12 protein-coding genes, 1 tRNA gene and 1 pseudogene are annotated in these 16,631 nt (G+C 66.0%); 8 read left to right on the plus strand and 6 right to left on the minus strand.

Annotated features, from left to right (window positions below; all coding sequences use genetic code 11):
• From AC1Q7H_RS34090 to AC1Q7H_RS34105, 4 genes and pseudogenes are all read left to right on the plus strand, one after another.
• Window positions 1–416: pseudogene (locus tag AC1Q7H_RS34090) on the plus strand (allantoinase); the annotation flags it as partial.
• The gene (uraD, locus tag AC1Q7H_RS34095; protein WP_211980856.1) at window positions 413–931 is read left to right on the plus strand and encodes a 2-oxo-4-hydroxy-4-carboxy-5-ureidoimidazoline decarboxylase; all 519 of its coding nucleotides are present in this window, start codon (window positions 413–415) and stop codon (window positions 929–931) included. The pseudogene AC1Q7H_RS34090 and the gene uraD, both read left to right, overlap by 4 nt.
• A gap of 183 nt (window positions 932–1,114) precedes the next feature.
• Window positions 1,115–2,182 (plus strand): porin, encoded by a 1,068-nt coding sequence (locus AC1Q7H_RS34100; RefSeq protein WP_492382210.1) that lies wholly within the window; start codon window positions 1,115–1,117, stop codon window positions 2,180–2,182.
• A 240-nt stretch (window positions 2,183–2,422) separates the two neighbouring features.
• Window positions 2,423–2,668, plus strand: coding sequence for a hypothetical protein (locus AC1Q7H_RS34105; RefSeq protein WP_013955972.1), 246 nt, complete (start codon window positions 2,423–2,425; stop codon window positions 2,666–2,668).
• Window positions 2,669–2,778: 110 nt separating this feature from the next.
• Here AC1Q7H_RS34105 and AC1Q7H_RS34110 read toward each other — a convergent pair whose 3' ends face one another.
• A complete protein-coding gene (locus AC1Q7H_RS34110) occupies window positions 2,779–5,100 on the minus strand; it encodes an NADP-dependent malic enzyme (RefSeq protein ID WP_013955971.1) in 2,322 nt (773 codons plus the stop codon).
• Window positions 5,101–5,442: 342 nt separating this feature from the next.
• Window positions 5,443–6,066, minus strand: a complete 624-nt coding sequence (locus tag AC1Q7H_RS34115; RefSeq protein ID WP_153956844.1) for a DUF4136 domain-containing protein — start codon at window positions 6,064–6,066, stop codon at window positions 5,443–5,445.
• Window positions 6,067–6,336: 270 nt separating this feature from the next.
• Here AC1Q7H_RS34115 and pepN point away from each other — a divergent pair, with 270 nt between their 5' ends.
• The 3 genes from pepN to AC1Q7H_RS34130 all read left to right on the plus strand — a co-directional run bounded on the left by pepN (window position 6,337) and on the right by AC1Q7H_RS34130 (window position 10,373).
• A complete protein-coding gene (pepN, locus tag AC1Q7H_RS34120) occupies window positions 6,337–9,033 on the plus strand; it encodes an aminopeptidase N (RefSeq protein ID WP_211980855.1) in 2,697 nt (898 codons plus the stop codon).
• Window positions 9,034–9,130: 97 nt separating this feature from the next.
• Window positions 9,131–10,147 (plus strand): class 1 fructose-bisphosphatase, encoded by a 1,017-nt coding sequence (locus AC1Q7H_RS34125; RefSeq protein WP_013955968.1) that lies wholly within the window; start codon window positions 9,131–9,133, stop codon window positions 10,145–10,147.
• A 150-nt stretch (window positions 10,148–10,297) separates the two neighbouring features.
• Window positions 10,298–10,373 (plus strand) — tRNA-Thr (locus AC1Q7H_RS34130).
• Between the two features lie 343 nt (window positions 10,374–10,716).
• Here AC1Q7H_RS34130 and ppk2 read toward each other — a convergent pair.
• Window positions 10,717–11,634, minus strand: a complete 918-nt coding sequence (gene ppk2, locus AC1Q7H_RS34135) for a polyphosphate kinase 2 (protein ID WP_153956839.1) — start codon at window positions 11,632–11,634, stop codon at window positions 10,717–10,719.
• A gap of 128 nt (window positions 11,635–11,762) precedes the next feature.
• Window positions 11,763–13,151: an FAD-binding oxidoreductase gene (locus tag AC1Q7H_RS34140; RefSeq protein ID WP_211980854.1), complete on the minus strand. Its 1,389-nt coding sequence runs from the start codon at window positions 13,149–13,151 to the stop codon at window positions 11,763–11,765.
• A 245-nt stretch (window positions 13,152–13,396) separates the two neighbouring features.
• Between AC1Q7H_RS34140 and AC1Q7H_RS34145 the strand changes: the two genes are divergently transcribed.
• On the plus strand, window positions 13,397–14,509 hold the full coding sequence (locus tag AC1Q7H_RS34145) for a CapA family protein (protein ID WP_371827390.1): 1,113 nt from the start codon (window positions 13,397–13,399) through the stop codon (window positions 14,507–14,509).
• 61 nt (window positions 14,510–14,570) lie between these two features.
• Here the strand turns inward: AC1Q7H_RS34145 and AC1Q7H_RS34150 are convergent, their stop codons facing one another.
• Window positions 14,571–14,726 carry a hypothetical protein gene (locus AC1Q7H_RS34150; protein ID WP_013955963.1) on the minus strand — a complete coding sequence of 52 codons (156 nt, stop codon included), beginning with the start codon at window positions 14,724–14,726 and terminating at the stop codon, window positions 14,571–14,573.
• Window positions 14,727–14,981: 255 nt separating this feature from the next.
• Window positions 14,982–16,595, minus strand: coding sequence for a flagellar assembly protein A (locus AC1Q7H_RS34155; RefSeq protein ID WP_153956836.1), 1,614 nt, complete (start codon window positions 16,593–16,595; stop codon window positions 14,982–14,984).
• Between the last annotated feature and the right edge of the window lie 36 nt (window positions 16,596–16,631).

A 16,631-nucleotide genomic window follows, 5' to 3' on the forward strand; every position in this document is an offset into this window, starting at 1 on the left:
ACGGCGGCCTCCTGTACGACTCGGACTACTACGGCGACGACCTGCCCTTCTGGACCGAAGTCGAAGTCACCGGCGGCGAGAAGAAGCCGCACCTGGTGGTGCCGTACACGCTCGACTCCAACGACATGCGCTTTGCCACGCCGCAGGGCTTCAATACCGGCGAACAATTCTTCCAGTACCTCAAGGACGCGTTCGACGTGCTGTACGAGGAAGGCGACCCGAGCGGACAGGACAGCCCCAAGATGCTGTCGGTCGGCATGCACTGCCGCCTGCTCGGCCGCCCGGGCCGCTTCCGCGCGCTGCAGCGCTTCCTCGACTATGTGCAGGGACACGACAAGGTGTGGATCTGCCGCCGTGTCGACATCGCCCGCCACTGGGCCGATACCCACCCCTACACCCCCCGGAACCAAGCATGAGCCAGACCTACACCATCGCCCAACTCAACACCATGCCTGTCGCGGAGTTCGTGCAGGTGCTGGGCGGCATCTACGAACATTCGCCGTGGTTTGCCGAGGCCGCTGCCGCGCAACGGCCCTTCGCCGACGGTGCCGCGCTGGCGCAGGCACTGCGCAAGGCCGTCGATGAAGCCGGCGAGGCGGCCCAGCTCAAGCTGGTGCGCGCTCACCCGGAGCTGGCCGGCAAGGCCGCCGTGCGCGGCGAGCTGACCGCCGAATCCACGCGCGAGCAAAGCGGCGCCGGCCTGAACCTGTGCACGCCAGAGGAGTTCGACCGCCTGCAGTCGCTCAACGCGGCCTACAACCAGAAATTCGGCTTCCCGTTCATCCTGGCCGTGCGCGGCTACGACCGCCACGGGATCATCGCGGAGTTCGCGCGCCGCCTGGAAAACACGCCGCAGCACGAGTTGCAAACGTGCATCAACCAGATCCATCGCATTGCGCAGTTCCGGCTTGACGACTTAGTATCCGCCTGAGCAAAAAAGCGTCACCTGTATAACAAAAAACGCTGTACCCGATGCCGCCGGCACCCCATGCACCACCCACCACCGAGCCAGGCCAGGCGGCACGAATAAAAGCACCAAGACATTAGAAGAACCCGACAGGGACCCAGTACACAACGTTCCAAGCAGGATCGATCAAACCACGGAGGTCTAACAATGCAGAAGCAGTACAAGCCGGCACTAAAGCTGGCGGTGGTAGCGGCTACCCTTTTTTCCGGCGCGGCCATGGCCCAGTCCAGCGTCACGCTGTACGGCCAGGCTGACATGTTCGTCGGCGGCGTCAAGAGCCCGGGTTCGGGCGAGCGCGCATGGGTGGCCAACTCGGGCGGTATGCAGACGTCCTACTGGGGCATCAAGGGCACCGAAGACCTGGGCGGCGGCACCAAGGCCATCTTCGACCTGAACGGGTTCTTCCGCACGGACAGCGGCAACAGCGGCCGCTTCAACGGGGATTCGATGTTCAGCCGCAATGCGTACGTCGGCCTGCAGAATGACAAGCTGGGCACGTTGAAGCTGGGCCGCAACACGACCCCGTACTTCATCTCGACCATCCTGTTCAACCCGCTGGTCGACTCGTACGTGTTCTCGCCGACCATCTTCCACACCTACTTCGGTGCCGCCAGCAATGGCGTGGTGGACCCGGGCATCATCGGCGACTCGGGCTGGAACAACTCGGTGCTGTACTCCACCCCGAACTTCGGCGGCCTGAGCGCGAACCTGATCTACTCGGCAGGCGAGAAGGCAGGTGCCGCGGGCCAGAACAAGTGGGGCGGCAACCTGATGTATTTCAACGGGCCGTTCGCCGCGACCGTCGCGTACCAGCAGGTCCGCTTCAACGCGGTTCCCGACGACCTGTCGAGCGCGGGCTTCAGCCGCCAGGACGCCGTCCTGGGCGGCATCACATACGACTTCAAGGTGGTCAAGCTGTTCGCCCAGGGCCAGTACATCAAGACCAAGGCCAGCACGGCCGCCAGCGGCGACATCAAGCACTCCAACGGTCAGGTCGGCGCCTCGGTGCCGATCGGTGCCGGCAACGTGCTGGCGTCCTACGCCTATGGCAAGACCGAGAACGCAATCGGTGACTTCAAGCGCAACACGTTTGCCGTCGCCTACGACTACAACCTGTCCAAGCGCACCGACGTGTACGCCGCCTACTACTACGACAAGATCACCGGCATCGAGCACGGCGATACCTTCGGCGTGGGCGTGCGTCACAAGTTCTGATGACGTAACCGTCTCACCGGCAGTCCTGCAGCCCGCCCTTCCGGCGGGCTTTTTCATTGCCGCGTTCGCATCACACTGCGCGGAAATCTGCCACCGCAATGCTGCGCCGCGCCATCGCATGCCGTCCGGCAATACGGATCGAAAGCCAGCATTTCATAGATGGATTCAATTGGAAGCCCCCCTTCACGCTTCCTAGATTGGTGTTCCGGACCCTCAAAACGACATTGAGAGAGGTGATTCATGCGGCGCTACCCGAAGACCCGTTCCGAACTGATGGCCATCCTGAACCAGTGCCTCGACAACAACCCCGAGTGCGGCGAATGCGAACTGCACGCGGTGCGAATGCACCAGCCTGACCATACCGGATGCAACTGGAGCGCCGAGGTCGATTTCCCGCAGGAATATGTTGAAAACCTCGACACGCAGTTGGCCGCGGCCAAGTCGATCATCGTCGTGATGCGCGAGCAGTACAACGTGCTGCAATAGCAACCACGTCAAGTGCCTTCCCCCCGCAATTGCCGCGGGGCAGCATTAAACAAAAAGCCGGGTCAGACGACCCGGCTTTTTGCATTCTTGCTGACTTCGTTTTCAGCGCATCAGCGCACCGCGCCGCTCTCCGCCACGGCCACCGCCGTCATGTTGACGATACGGCGTGTGGTCGCCTGCGGGTTCAGGATGTGCACCGGCCTGGCCGCGCCCAGCAGGATCGGGCCCACCGTCACGCCCTGCCCGCCCGTGATCTTGAGCAGGTTGAAGGCGATATTGGCCGCGTCCAGCGTCGGCATCACCAGCAGGTTGGCGCTGCCGGCCAGCTTGGTCGACGGCAGGAAGTGGCGGCGCACGTCTTCGTCCAGTGCGGCGTCGCCCTGCATCTCGCCTTCCACTTCCAGGTGCGGTGCCACCTTGGCCAGGATAGCCGCAGCCTCGCGCATCTTGCGCGCCGACGGACGGGTCGAGGAACCGAACATCGAATGCGACATCAACGCGGCCTTGGGGACCAGGCCGAAACGCGCGATTTCCTCAGCGGCCAGTTGTGCGATCGCGGCCAGTTCCTCGGCGGAGGGATCGTCATTGACGAAGGTGTCAGTGATAAACAGCGTGTGCTTCTCCAACATCAGGGCGTTCATCGCGGCGAACACCTTGGCGCCAGGCGCCAGGCCGATCACGTCACGCACGTGCTCAAGGTGAGCCTCGAAGCGGCCGACCGTGCCGCACAGCAGCGCATCGGCATCGCCCATGTGCATCAGCATCGTGCCGATCAGCGTGTTGGAGCGGCGCAGCGCCACCTTGGCCATGTCCGGCGTCACGCCGTCGCGACCGCGCAGCGCGTGGTAGGCCTCGTGGTAGGCGCGGTAGCGCGGGTCTTCTTCCGGATTGACCAGGTCGAAGTCCACCCCGGCCTTGAGGCGCAGGCCGGCCTTCTCGATGCGCATCTGGATCACGTGCGGGCGGCCGATCAGGGTGGGGCGCGCCAGCCCTTCGTCCACCACGGTCTGCACGGCACGCAGCACGCGCTCTTCCTCGCCCTCGGCGTAGGCCACGCGCTTGGGCGCGGCCTTGGCGGCCGAGAACACCGGCTTCATGATCAGGCCGGTGTGATAGACATAGGTGGACAGCTGCTGGCGATACGCTTCGAGGTCCTTGATCGGGCGCGTGGCCACGCCGGATTCCTCCGCGGCCTTGGCCACCGCCGGCGCGATCTTCTCGATCAGGCGCTGGTCGAACGGGGTCGGGATGATGTAGTCCGGGCCAAACTTCAGCTCACGGCCGCCGTAGGCGGCGGCAACGGCGTCGTTCAGCTCGGCCTCGGCCAGCTCGGCGATGGCCTTGACGCAGGCCAGTTTCATCGCTTCCGTGATCTTGGTCGCGCCGCAATCCAGTGCGCCGCGGAAGATGTACGGGAAGCACAGCACGTTGTTGACCTGGTTCGGGTAGTCCGAACGGCCGGTGGCGATGATGCAGTCCGGGCGCGCGGCCTTGGCCACTTCCGGGCGGATTTCCGGCTCGGGGTTGGCCAGCGCCAGGATGATGGGCTTGTCGGCCATGGTCTTGACCATCTCGGCGGTCAGCACGCCGGCGGTCGAGCAACCCAGGAAGACGTCGGCGTCCTTGACGATGTCAGCCAGCGTGCGCGCCGAGGTGTCCTGTGCGTAGCGCGCCTTGTTGGCTTCCATGTTGACGTCGCGGCCAACGTAGATTACGCCCTTGGAGTCCACCACCGAGATGTTCTCGCGCTTCACGCCCAGGCTGACCATGGTGTCCAGACAGGCAATGGCAGCCGCGCCGGCGCCGGACACGGCCAGTTTCACCTTGCCGACGTCCTTGCCGACCACCTTCAGGCCATTGAGCAGCGCCGCGGTCGAAATGATGGCGGTGCCGTGCTGGTCGTCGTGGAAGACGGGGATGTTCATGCGCTCGCGCAGCTTCTGCTCGATGTAGAAGCATTCCGGCGCCTTGATGTCTTCCAGGTTCACGCCGCCCAGCGTGGGCTCGAGCGCGGCAACGATCTCGACGATCTTGTCCGGGTCGCGCGCGTCGAGCTCGATGTCGAACACGTCGATGCCGGCGAACTTCTTGAACAGGCAGCCCTTGCCCTCCATCACCGGCTTGCCGGCCAGCGGGCCGATATCGCCCAGGCCCAGCACGGCGGTGCCGTTGGTGATCACGGCCACCAGGTTGGCGCGCGAGGTGTACTCGGCGGCGGTGGCGGGGTCCTTGGCGATTTCCTCGCAGGCATAGGCCACGCCCGGCGAGTAGGCCAGCGACAGGTCGCGCTGGTTGGACAGCGCCTTGGTCGCGGTTACCTGGATCTTTCCCTTGGTGGGGCTGCGGTGGTATTCCAGCGCAGCGAGGCGCAGCTGCGCTTCAGGACTGTTCGGGGCATGTTGCGGTGCATCACCGCTAATCTTGCTGCTCATTGGCTCGTCCGGAAAATGGCCCGGACCGGAAGCGCCCCTCTCCCGCCAAGAACCGGCTCGGGCCCGATCGAGAAGTCTCAGGATACGGGCCGGCAGCGAATGACAACGCCTGGCAGCGAAACTGGCGATTCCGGCAGACAGGCCGGAAAAATCGAGCAACCATTCTAGCCCACGTGTCCGCGCAAAGTACCACCACAGCCCGCCTGCAGGCCGTTTTTTGAGTGGATTATTCCAGTTAAACAGCTTTTACCATTGCGTATGCAATGCAGGTGCAGACGCATGCCCCTGCATGCATCCGCACGCATCGCCTGGCCAGGACCGCGCGGCCGGCCCCCGGCTGCCCTACTTTGCGTTTTTCTCGACCTCCAGCGTCACCCTGCGCGGACGGCCGCTCTCGGCCGGGAAGTCGGTAAAGGCGCTGCGGATCAGGTAGGGCATGACCGCCGGCAGGCTGCCGTTTTCGGTCTGGTTCTGCGCGGTGACCTGGTAGATCCGCTTGCCGCTGGCCGCATCCCTGAAATACACCCGCAGGCTGGAGAACGTCACCGGCACGTCGCGCACCACGGTCTGCGGCGGCCAGTAGCCCGGCCCCCATGGGCCCCACGGACCCCAGGGCCCGTAGGGGCGGTAGTAGCCGGGCCCCCAGTAAGGGCCCCACGGGCCGTACCACGGGTCCGAGTAGACGGTCTCGGCCACGCGCACGATGCCGGGCGCGGCATCGAAGTCCATGCTGACGCGATAGCGCGCCTGTTTCGCCGGCACCTGCTCGAAGCCGATCCCCGCCAGCGCCGCGGCCAGCCACTGCTCATAGGTCTGGCGGTCCAGCTGCGCCGCCTGCTCGGCGCTGCGCTCGAAGCTGTAGGTGCGCGGCGCATCGTTCTGCCAGCCCGGCTGGCGGAACGCCGTGACATCGGTCACCACTGTGCTGGCGCACCCTGACAGCAACAGCGCCGCCAGCAACGCCATCGCCCCCCACCACCTGCGCGGCCCCACCGCTCCTGCATTGCCGACACCGCCTGCGCGCTGCCACATAGTGCTACCTCGCTTTCCTCTGAATACCCACGTGTCTCTGAGACCACGCCGCCGGCGCGGAATTCCCCGCAGCATGCCGATGCCGTGCTGCGCCGGGCCGCGCCCCGACCCCTTGGCTACAATGAGGACTTCAGCGCCATGCTTCGCTGCCGCGCGCATGGCCCGCCCCCTTTCCTAACGGTCTTCCGAAGACAGGATCTTTCCATGCTGCGCACCGACACGCCCGTTACCGTCTATCGCAAGGACTATACCCCGCCGCCGTTCGCCATCGACCACGCCGAGCTGGTGCTGGACCTCGATCCCCAGCGCACCGTGGTCACCAGCACGCTGCGCTTCGCGCGCCAGGCCGGCGCGCCCGACGCACCGCTGGTGCTGGCCGGCGAGGAACTCGAACTGATCGGCGTCAGCCTGGAGGGCAAGCCGGTCGCCAACGCGACCCAGGATGCCGGCACGCTGACCATCCCCGGCCTGCCGGCGCAGGGCACGCTGGAGATCACCACGGCGTGCCAGCCCGCGGCCAATACCACGCTGTCGGGCCTGTACGTGTCCAACGGCAACTTCTTCACCCAGTGCGAAGCCGAGGGCTTTCGCCGCATCACCTACTTCCTGGACCGCCCCGACGTGATGGCGACCTACCGCGTCACGCTGCGCGCCGACCGCGCCGCCTATCCGGTGCTGCTGTCCAACGGCAACCTGGTGAGCCAGCGCGAACTGCCCGACGGCCGCCACGAAGCCGTGTGGGAAGACCCCTTCCGCAAGCCGGCCTACCTGTTCGCGCTGGTCGCGGGCAAGCTCGAATGCATCGAGGAACGGATCCAGTCCGCCTCCGGCAAGGACAAGCTGCTGCAGGTCTGGGTCGAGGCGCGCGACCTCGACAAGACCCGCCACGCTATGGATTCGCTGATCCATTCGATCCGCTGGGACGAGCGCCGCTTCGGGCTGGAACTTGACCTGGATCGCTTCATGATCGTCGCCGTGGGCGACTTCAACATGGGCGCGATGGAGAACAAGGGCCTGAACATCTTCAACACCAAGTACGTGCTGGCCAACGCGCAGACCGCCACCGACACGGACTTCGCCAATATCGAGGCGGTGGTCGGCCATGAGTACTTCCACAACTGGACCGGCAACCGCGTGACCTGCCGCGACTGGTTCCAGCTTTCGCTCAAGGAAGGCCTGACGGTGTTCCGCGACCAGGAGTTCTCGGCCGACATGATGGGCTCGGAATCCGGCCGCGCGGTCAAGCGCATCGAGGACGTTCGCGTGCTGCGCCAGGTGCAGTTCCCCGAGGACGCCGGCCCGATGGCGCACCCGGTGCGCCCCGACAGCTATGAAGAGATCAACAACTTCTACACGGTCACCGTGTACGAGAAAGGCGCCGAAGTCGTGCGCATGTACCAGACCCTGCTCGGCCGCGAGGGCTTCCGCAAGGGCATGGACCTGTACTTCCAGCGCCATGACGGCCAGGCCGTCACCTGCGACGACTTCCGTGCGGCAATGGCCGATGCCAACGGCCGCGACCTGAGCCAGTTCGGCCTGTGGTACAGCCAGGCCGGCACCCCGGTGGTGACGGCGCGCACGGACTGGAACGGCGACGACGGCAGCCTGACGCTGACGCTGTCGCAGCGCTGCCCCAAGGTCGGCATCGAAACCCGCGCCGGCACGCCCGAGAAGCAGCCCTTCCATATCCCGTTCGCGCTCGGACTGCTTGGCGCAGACGGCAAGGACCTGCCGCTGCAGCTCGAAGGCGAAAGCACGCCCGGAGCGACCACGCGCGTGCTCGACTTCACGCAGGCCGAGCAGCGCTTCCGCTTCATCAACCTGCCGCGCGGCGCCAGTGCCCCGCTGCCCTCGCTGCTGCGCAACTTCTCGGCGCCGGTGATCGTCGATGCCGAGTACACCGACGCGCAGCTGACCTTCCAGCTGTCGCACGACAGCGACGCCTTCAACCGCTGGGAAGCCGGCCAGCGCCTGGCCACGCGCGCGCTGCTGCAGATGGTGGCAGACGTGCAGGCCGGGCGCGAGCTCAAGCTCGAGCCCGCGCTGGTGCAGGCCATGGGCGCCGTGCTGACCGACGACACGCTCAATCCCGCCTTCCGCGAACAGGCGCTGGTGCTGCCCGCCGAGGCCTACCTGGCTGAGCGCATGGGCGTGGCCGATCCCGCCGCCATCCACCGCGCCCGCCAGTTCATGCGCGAAGGCCTGGCGCGCGCGCTGCAGGCCGACTGGCTCGCCGCCTACGAGGGCAACGCCACGCCGGGCAACTACTCGCCCGATGCCACATCCGCCGCCAGGCGCGCACTGCGCAACCTTGCGCTCGGCTACCTGGCCGACAGCGGCGACGCCGCGATGCAGGCGCTGGCCGAGCAGCAGTACCAGAACGCCGACAACATGACTGACCGCTTCGCCGCGCTGTCGGCGCTGGTCAACAGTTTCGCCCCCGGGCGCGAGCATGCGCTGGCGGACTTCTACGAGCGCTTCGAGGACGACCCGCTGGTGATCGACAAATGGTTCTCGCTGCAAGGCATGCAGCGCGGTGAAGTCGGCCCGCACGCCGGCAAGCGCACCATCGACACCGTGCTCGCGCTGATGGAGCACCCCGCCTTCAACCTGCGCAACCCCAACCGCGCGCGTTCGCTCATCTTCAGCTTCTGCTCCGGCAACCCGGCGCAGTTCCACGCCCAGGACGGCTCGGGCTACCGTTTCTGGGCCGACCAGGTGCTGGCGCTCGATGCCATCAACCCGCAAGTGGCCGCGCGCCTGGCGCGGGTGATGGACCGCTGGCAGAAATACGAACTGGCGCTGCGCGACCGCATGCGCGCCGAACTGGAACGCGTCGCCGCCAGCAGCACGCTGTCGCGCGACGTGCGCGAGATCGTCGGCAAGGCGCTCGCCGCCTGAGCGGCGGGAACGACACAGGGAGGCCCGCCAACGCCCCCTTTGCCCGGCCAAGCGCGGCCGGGCATGTAGAATTGCGGCCATCCAAGGAGAACCAACCATGACTCGCATCAGCCTCACCCGCTACCTGGTCGAGGAGCAGCGCAAGCACAACACGATCCAGCCCGAACTGCGGCTGCTGATCGAAGTGGTCGCGCGCGCCTGCAAGGCCATTTCCAACGCCGTCAGCAAGGGCGCCCTCGCCGGCGTGCTGGGCTCGGCCGGCACCGGCAACGTCCAGGGCGAAACCCAGCAGAAGCTGGACGTGATCGCCAATGAAGTGCTGCTCGACGCCAACGAATGGGGCGGCCACCTCGCCGCCATGGCGTCGGAAGAAATGGAATCGTTCTACGAGATTCCCAACCGCTACCCGAAGGGCGAATACCTGCTGATGTTCGACCCGCTGGACGGCTCGTCGAACATTGACGTCAATGTCTCGATCGGCACCATCTTCTCGGTGCTGCACATGCCCAAGCCGGGCCAGACCGTGACCGAGGCCGACTTCATGCAGCCCGGCACCCACCAGGTCGCCGCCGGCTACGCCGTATACGGCCCGCAGACCACGCTGGTGCTGACCGTCGGCAACGGCGTGCACATGTTCACGCTCGACCGCGAGGCAGGCAGCTTCGTGCTGACGCACTCCAACGTGACGATCCCGGACGACACCAAGGAATTCGCCATCAACATGTCGAACATGCGCCACTGGGCCCCGCCCGTGCGCCGCTATATCGACGAATGCCTGGCCGGCGAAGAAGGCCCGCGCGGCAAGAACTTCAACATGCGCTGGGTCGCCTCGATGGTTGCGGACGTGCACCGCATCCTGACCCGCGGCGGCGTCTTCATGTACCCGTGGGACAAGCGCGAGCCGGAAAAACCGGGCAAGCTGCGCCTGATGTACGAAGCCAACCCGATGGCCATGCTGGTCGAACAGGCCGGCGGCGCCGCCACCAACGGCCACCAGCGCATCATGGACGTGCAGCCCGAAAAACTGCACCAGCGCGTCTCCGTGATCCTGGGCTCCAAGAACGAAGTGGAACGCGTCACCCGCTACCACCTGGAAGCCGAAGGCAAGGCCTGATTCCGGCCGCGCGGCAACAGGACGGGGCGCCCAGGTGGCGCCCCGTTTTCTTTCGGCCCCGGCCGGATGGCACGGGCGACACAAAAGGGGTTCACAAGGCGGAAAAACGCTGCTACTATTGCGGGCTGTTCCAGTTCACCGGAACATGTTGCCGAAGTAGCTCAGTCGGTAGAGCAGCTCATTCGTAATGAGAAGGTCGGGGGTTCGATTCCTCTCTTCGGCACCACAGAATTCCAGGGCATCGCCCACACAAGCCAACCCGGACAGCGTCACGCTCTCCGGGTTTTTTGTTGCCTGGGATCCGGCAAAGCCGGCGGTGGCAGCGGGCGCCCCAGCCGTTGCGCCCACCAGTAGCGGAAGGGATGATCTAAATCGGGATAAAGCACCGGCTGGCTGAAGCAGCCGGCACGCTTCATCAGAAGGTAGGCAGCAAGCATGGCCGCCCAAAAAACTAGCAGTTCCACGATAACGGCCACCCTTGGATTTACAGGTGGCTGTTTTCATTATAGGTAGCCGTCTACCGCAGGGGGACGATGGCGCACCCCGTGCAAACCCTAGGGTCTGATTCCTCAATACACATCCGGCACGATCATCTCCTTCGGCACCGGTTGCCGCACATAGTCCTCATGCCGTTCGCGCCCCGGCAGCACCACGCTGGGCGCCTCTACGTCCGCATAGGGGACCTGGCTCAGCAGGTGATGGATGCAGTTCAGCCGTGCGCGCTTCTTGTCGTCGGCCTGCACCACCCACCACGGCGCTTCGGCAATGTGCGTGCGCTCGAGCATGATTTCCTTGGCCTTGGTGTAGTCCTCCCAGCGGCGCTGCGATTCCAGGTCCATCGGGCTCAGCTTCCACTGCTTGAGCGGATCGTGGATGCGGCTGAGGAAGCGCAGACGCTGTTCGTCGTGGGTGATCGAGAACCAGTACTTGATCACCTGGATGCCGGAGCGCACCAGCATCTTTTCGAACTCGGGCACGGAGCGGAAGAACTCTTCATACTGCTCGTCAGAGCAGAAGCCCATCACGCGTTCGACGCCGGCGCGGTTGTACCAGCTGCGGTCGAACAGCACGATCTCGCCGGCGGCGGGCAAGTGCGCCACGTAGCGCTGGAAGTACCACTGGGTGCGTTCGCGGTCGTTGGGCGCGGGCAGCGCCGCCACGCGGCAGACGCGCGGGTTCAGGCGCTGCGTGATGCGCTTGATCACGCCGCCCTTGCCGGCAGCGTCGCGTCCTTCGAAGATGATGACGATCTTGTGCCCGGTGGCGGCCACCCAGCTCTGCAGCCGCACCAGTTCGCCCTGCAGGCGGAACAGCTCGCGGAAATAGTGGCGGCGGCTGTCCTGCTCGGCCTCGTCGTCCAGGTGCACCGGATCGCCGAAGGCCTCGCTGGCTTCGCGGTCGTCCAGTTCCAGTTCGATCTCTTCGTCGTAGTAGTCGGCCACCTCGTTGTGGATGCGCCGCACCAATTCTGCTTCGCCCGGTCTCATCTGATCTGCTCCCTGTGGATACAACGCGGTCGCGGCGATACTCGCATGCCAGTATTGCAGCCGCGTGAAAACGGGGCAGGCCACCCGCCCTGCCCCGCCTTCCTGCCTGTCCCTGCAGGTTACGCCAGTTACGCCGCTGGATTGATGTTGTGGTTATGGCGGAACAGGTTGCCCGGATCGTAGCGCCGCTTCACCTCGACCAGCCGGTCGTAGTTGGGCCCGTAGGCCGCGCCAATGCGGTCGGTTTCTTCCTGCGTCAGGAAGTTCACATAGACGCTGCCCAGTGCAAAGGGCGCTGCCGCGCGGAACACTTCACGGGCCCAGCTGATGCACTTGTCGTCGTCAGCGGGCGCGTCCCAGCGCCCGTGCAGGTTCATGATGAAGTTGGCGTCGCGGCTGGCGTAGGCAGTCGCGTCAGGCGCGACGCGGTTGGTCTGCCCGCCCATGGCGCCGATAAAGACTTCGCATTGCGGCGAGGGCAGCTTTCCGATCTGCTCGATCAGCATCGTGATCAGGCCGTCGTCCAGCCCGGCGAAGTTGTGCGATTTCCAGTAATTGCGCGCGCCCGGCGTCAGCAAGGGGTCGAACGCCTGCTGCCATGCCGTAAGCGGCATGGGACCGACATGCTCGCCGTAGGGCGTGCCGAGCTTGCGCAAAGGCTCGACCAGTTCGGGGCCTTTGTCAGGCGGGCCGATATAGCAGATCGCCAGTGCCGCGATCGGCTTACCGTGCGCCTCGGGCGGCAGGAACGGCAGCGGCGGCGCCTGGCGCAGCACCACCCAGACGGTCAGCTCGTCCGGCATCGACTTGAACAGTTCACGATAGGCGGGCAGCACCGCGGCGGCCTGTTCCAGCGGATAGACGATCAGCCCGCCATAGACCTCGGGGCCGACCGGGTGCAGCCGGAACTCGAACATCGTCACCACGCCGAAGTTGCCGCCGCCGCCGCGTAGCGCCCAGAACAGGTCGGCGTTCTCGTCGGCGCTGGCGCGCACCAGCTTGCCGTCGGCAGTCACGACCTGTGCCGACACCAGGTTGTCGACGGTGGTGCCGAACTTGCGGCTGAGCCAGCCGAAGCCGCCGCCGAGCGTCAGCCCGGCCACGCCGGTGGTGGAGTTGATGCCCAGTGGCGTGGCGAGGCCAAAGGCCTGCGCTTCATGGTCGAAATCGCGCAGTGTGGCGCCAGGCTCCACGAAGCCACGTTGCGCGTGGGGATCGATGCGCACGGATTTCATCTGCGACAGGTCCAGCACCATGCCATCCTCGCAGATCGCCAGCCCGCCGATATTGTGGCCGCCGCCGCGTATCGACAGCAGCACGCCATGGTCGCGCGCGAAGTTGACCGCGGCGATCACGTCTGCAGCGCCCGCGGCCTGCACGATCAGTGGCGGACGGCGGTCGATCATCGCGTTCCAGATGCGGCGCGCTTCGTCGTAGCCGCTGTCGTCCGGCTGCAGCAGGCGCCCGCGCAGCTGTGTCTTGAGTGCCTCAATGTGTTCCTGCGATGGCTGGGCCATAGTGTGCCTCCCGATGCTGGTTGGAAACATCGGACGGCGCGCGGCGTCTGGGTGCAGGGAAATGGCCACGAGGACCGATGACTACATCATTTAAGGCAGGCACCACCTAAATGTAAATGGGGCTCTGGCCCCACGCGCACAATCTCCATGGCAAGTGCCGCAACGCGATCATGCCGCGCCGCCACCCTGCCGGCCTATCATGAATGAACAGCCGGCATGGCGCCCTCGCGCCGTCCGTCTGCGCCATGAACACAGCCAGCCACCCTCCCCTGTTCCTGTGCGGCGACGTAATGACCGGGCGCGGCATCGACCAGATCCTCGCGCATCCCAGCCAGCCGCTGCTGCATGAATCGTATGTGCATTCCGCGCTCGACTACGTGCGCCTGGCCGAGCACAAGGCCGGCCCGATCGCGCGCCCCGCCTCGCCGGAATACCCGTGGGGCGATGCCCTGGCGGAACTGGAAAGCCGTGTTGCGCGGCCGCGCATCGTCAACCTGGAAACCGCCATCACCACCAGCGACGATGCCTGGCCCGGCAAGGCGGTGCACTATCGCATGCATCCGGGCAATATCGCCTGCCTGCAGGCCGCCGGCATCGACTGTGCGGTGCTGGCCAACAACCATGTGATGGACTGGGGCCGCGCGGGCCTGACGGATACGCTGGCGGCGCTCGACGGCGCGCATATCGCGCATGCCGGCGCCGGCCCCGACGAGGCGAGCGCGGCGCACGCCGTACAGCTGCCGCTGCCCGGCGGCGGCCGCGTGCTGGTGCTGGCCCTCGCCATGGAAAATGCCGGCACCCCGGCGGCGTGGCGCGCCAGCGCCGGACATTCCGGCGTGAACCTGCTGGAAGACTGGTCCGTTGCCTCGCGCGAACGCATTGCCGCACAGGTGCGCAAGCTCAGGCGTGCCGGCGACGTCGTGGTGGTATCGATCCACTGGGGCCCGAACTGGGGCTACCACATCGACCCCGCGCAACGCGCCTTCGCCCGCGGGCTGGTGGAAAGCGGCGAAATCGACATTGTGCACGGGCATTCCTCGCATCATCCGCTGGGGATTGAGCTGCATGCCGGCAAGCCGATCCTGTACGGCTGCGGCGATTTCATCAACGATTACGAAGGCATCGGTGGCTACGACGAATACCGGCCGGACCTGGCGCTGATGGCCTTCGTCAGCTTCGATGCCGGCGGCAGCGCCGACCTGCGGCTGGTGCCGTTGCGGCGCAGCCATTTCCGTCTGGCCTACGCGCGCGAAGTGGATATGACGTGGCTGCAGGCCATGTTTGAAGACGAGGGACGGGCACTCGGCACCCGGGTGGAGCGAAGCGGATTGCATGAACTGCGCTTGTGGGCCGCATGAGCCTCAGTCCATGAAAAAGCCCGCCGTGGCGGCGGGCTGGACGAAATCGAATCGCCAGGCGTCAGTGGCGATGGATCATGTGATCAAACCATGTGCGCACTGACTGCTCCTGCTGCTGCAGCAGCGTCGGGTTCTTTTCCCGCAACATCCAGATGGTAAATGCGGCGCACGCAACAAGGGCGATCAGGACCAGCGCGGTAATCAAGGTGGCGGCCATAGCAACCTCCTTTGGATAATGGTTGCACCTTCAGTGTAGTTCGCCTGGCAGCCATCACGGAAAACAGAAAGGCCAGCCTTGATGGCTGGCCTTCCGGTTATTCCAGTGCCACGTGAGTTGGTTCCGTGTAACGCTTCCGCAGAGTGCTGATCCGCTTCTTCATTCACTGCCCGACTCTAGCTCTCTCGCCCATCCTGCGGCACCCCAGGACATAACTGCAGCATAGTACAAATCCCCGCGGATAACAGCGCGCGTTCAGCTGACGGCGATGCGGTCGTCGACCAGACGGATCTGGCCGCCAGGCTTGTCTTCCATCACTTTGAGCACGCGGCTGCCAACCTGCAGCGTGACGCCGCCATGGATGCGGCGCGCGGCGTCGATCACGGCCTCGGCGGCCGGCTGCATCTGCTGCCCCAGTTCGGTCAGGCGTGCCTCCAGCTCGAACAGATCGCGCGACAGCTTGAACAGTGTCGCGCGCGCCTTTTCGCGCAGGTCACCCACGGCCTTCTCGGGATGCTTGGCAAAGAAATCCACCAGCTGCTTGACCTTGTTCTGCTCTGCCAGCATGCGGCGGCGCTCGGCTTCCAGCGCGGCGCGCTGTGCGTCGGCAAAAGGATTCAGGCCGACCTGGATGCTGGTGGCGGTGCCGGCAGGTGCGCCCAGCACCGCGGCGCGCACCGCCAGCAAGGCACGGCTGCGGCCGCCGCTGATGCTACCCTGCGCGCCGGTGCCGCCCACCACGATGCGCTCGCCGGCAGCAACATCGCTCTGCCGGATGCCGCTTTCGACGTTGACCGCGGTGCCGGCCTCGACCACGGCGTTCTCGATAAAGCGTGCCTTCACCGCGCCCTTGCAGCGCACGCTGGCACGGCTGATGCCGCCTTCGGCGCGGCCGGTGTCGGCCTTGCCGATGATGCCGCCCTTGACGATGACATTGCCGCCGGCCTCGACGTTGGCGGCTTCGATGGTGCCCTCGACCACCACGTCGCCGCTGACATTGACCGACATGCCGGTGCGGATATCGCCCGACACGCGCAGCGTGCCGTCGAACGCCACGTTGCCTGAGTGCAGGTCGACCGAGTCCACCTGCACCACCGGGCTGACCGAGATGCCGTGCACGCCCACCACCGGCGATCCTGCGATCACCGCGCGCAGCAGCTCCGGATCGTCGGCATCGGCGGCAGCGCCGGTCAGGCCTTCGGCAAAGGGCGGATCATCGACCGGATCGGCGGCGACGGGCTTGCCGAATACGTCGATGCCGTCATTGCCATGCACTGCCGGGATGCGCCGCATCAGCGGCGTGCCGGGGCTGACCAGCAGCAGGTTGCCCAGGTCGCGCAGGTCGACCTTGCCGGCCTCGTCGTCAGGCTGCGCCGGCTTGCGCGGTTCTAGCAGGTTGATAAAGCGCGCCGGCTCACCCTGGCGCGGCGCGACGCCGGCGGCAATGGTGCGCAGCTCGCAACGGCCTTCGGCCAGCGCGGCGTCCAGTGCCAGGGTCTGGATCGGTGCCACCACGCCGCGTTCGGCCACGGCGCGACGGATGTCCTCCGCGCTGACCGGGCGGCCGCCTTCGGCTGGCAGCAGCGTCAGCCGCACGGCCAGGCCGTCGGCGGTGATGTCGAGCTCGAAGGCGCCGTCGATCAGCGCACCGATGGTGGCATCGATCTCATGCTCGGCCCGCTGGCATTGCGCCAGGAACTGCGCCACCGCGCGCGCATCCAGCCGCGCGCCGGCCCAGCCCAGGCTGTCCAGGCATTGGCGCAGGCTGGCCTGGTCCGGCGGCAGCCTGCCCGGCTGCGGCGTGTAGCGCGCATGCACCTGCTCGCCTGGCTCGGCAAGTTCCAGGCGCAAACCCGACTCATGCGTCATGCGTCCCCTGAATCGTCTTGTGGAGCCGCGCGGCGG

The sequence above is a fragment of the Cupriavidus sp. GW823-FHT06D04 genome, from assembly GCF_058795055.1.

Coding starts and splice junctions, on each gene's coding strand:
- uraD (WP_211980856.1), top strand. CDS start 413: ATGAGCCAGACCTACACCATCGCCCAACTCAACACCATGCCTGTCGCG.
- AC1Q7H_RS34100 (WP_492382210.1), top strand. CDS start 1,115: ATGCAGAAGCAGTACAAGCCGGCACTAAAGCTGGCGGTGGTAGCGGCT.
- AC1Q7H_RS34105 (WP_013955972.1), top strand. CDS start 2,423: ATGCGGCGCTACCCGAAGACCCGTTCCGAACTGATGGCCATCCTGAAC.
- AC1Q7H_RS34110 (WP_013955971.1), bottom strand. CDS start 5,100: ATGAGCAGCAAGATTAGCGGTGATGCACCGCAACATGCCCCGAACAGT.
- AC1Q7H_RS34115 (WP_153956844.1), bottom strand. CDS start 6,066: ATGGCGTTGCTGGCGGCGCTGTTGCTGTCAGGGTGCGCCAGCACAGTG.
- pepN (WP_211980855.1), top strand. CDS start 6,337: ATGCTGCGCACCGACACGCCCGTTACCGTCTATCGCAAGGACTATACC.
- AC1Q7H_RS34125 (WP_013955968.1), top strand. CDS start 9,131: ATGACTCGCATCAGCCTCACCCGCTACCTGGTCGAGGAGCAGCGCAAG.
- ppk2 (WP_153956839.1), bottom strand. CDS start 11,634: ATGAGACCGGGCGAAGCAGAATTGGTGCGGCGCATCCACAACGAGGTG.
- AC1Q7H_RS34140 (WP_211980854.1), bottom strand. CDS start 13,151: ATGGCCCAGCCATCGCAGGAACACATTGAGGCACTCAAGACACAGCTG.
- AC1Q7H_RS34145 (WP_371827390.1), top strand. CDS start 13,397: ATGAACACAGCCAGCCACCCTCCCCTGTTCCTGTGCGGCGACGTAATG.
- AC1Q7H_RS34150 (WP_013955963.1), bottom strand. CDS start 14,726: ATGGCCGCCACCTTGATTACCGCGCTGGTCCTGATCGCCCTTGTTGCG.
- AC1Q7H_RS34155 (WP_153956836.1), bottom strand. CDS start 16,595: ATGACGCATGAGTCGGGTTTGCGCCTGGAACTTGCCGAGCCAGGCGAG.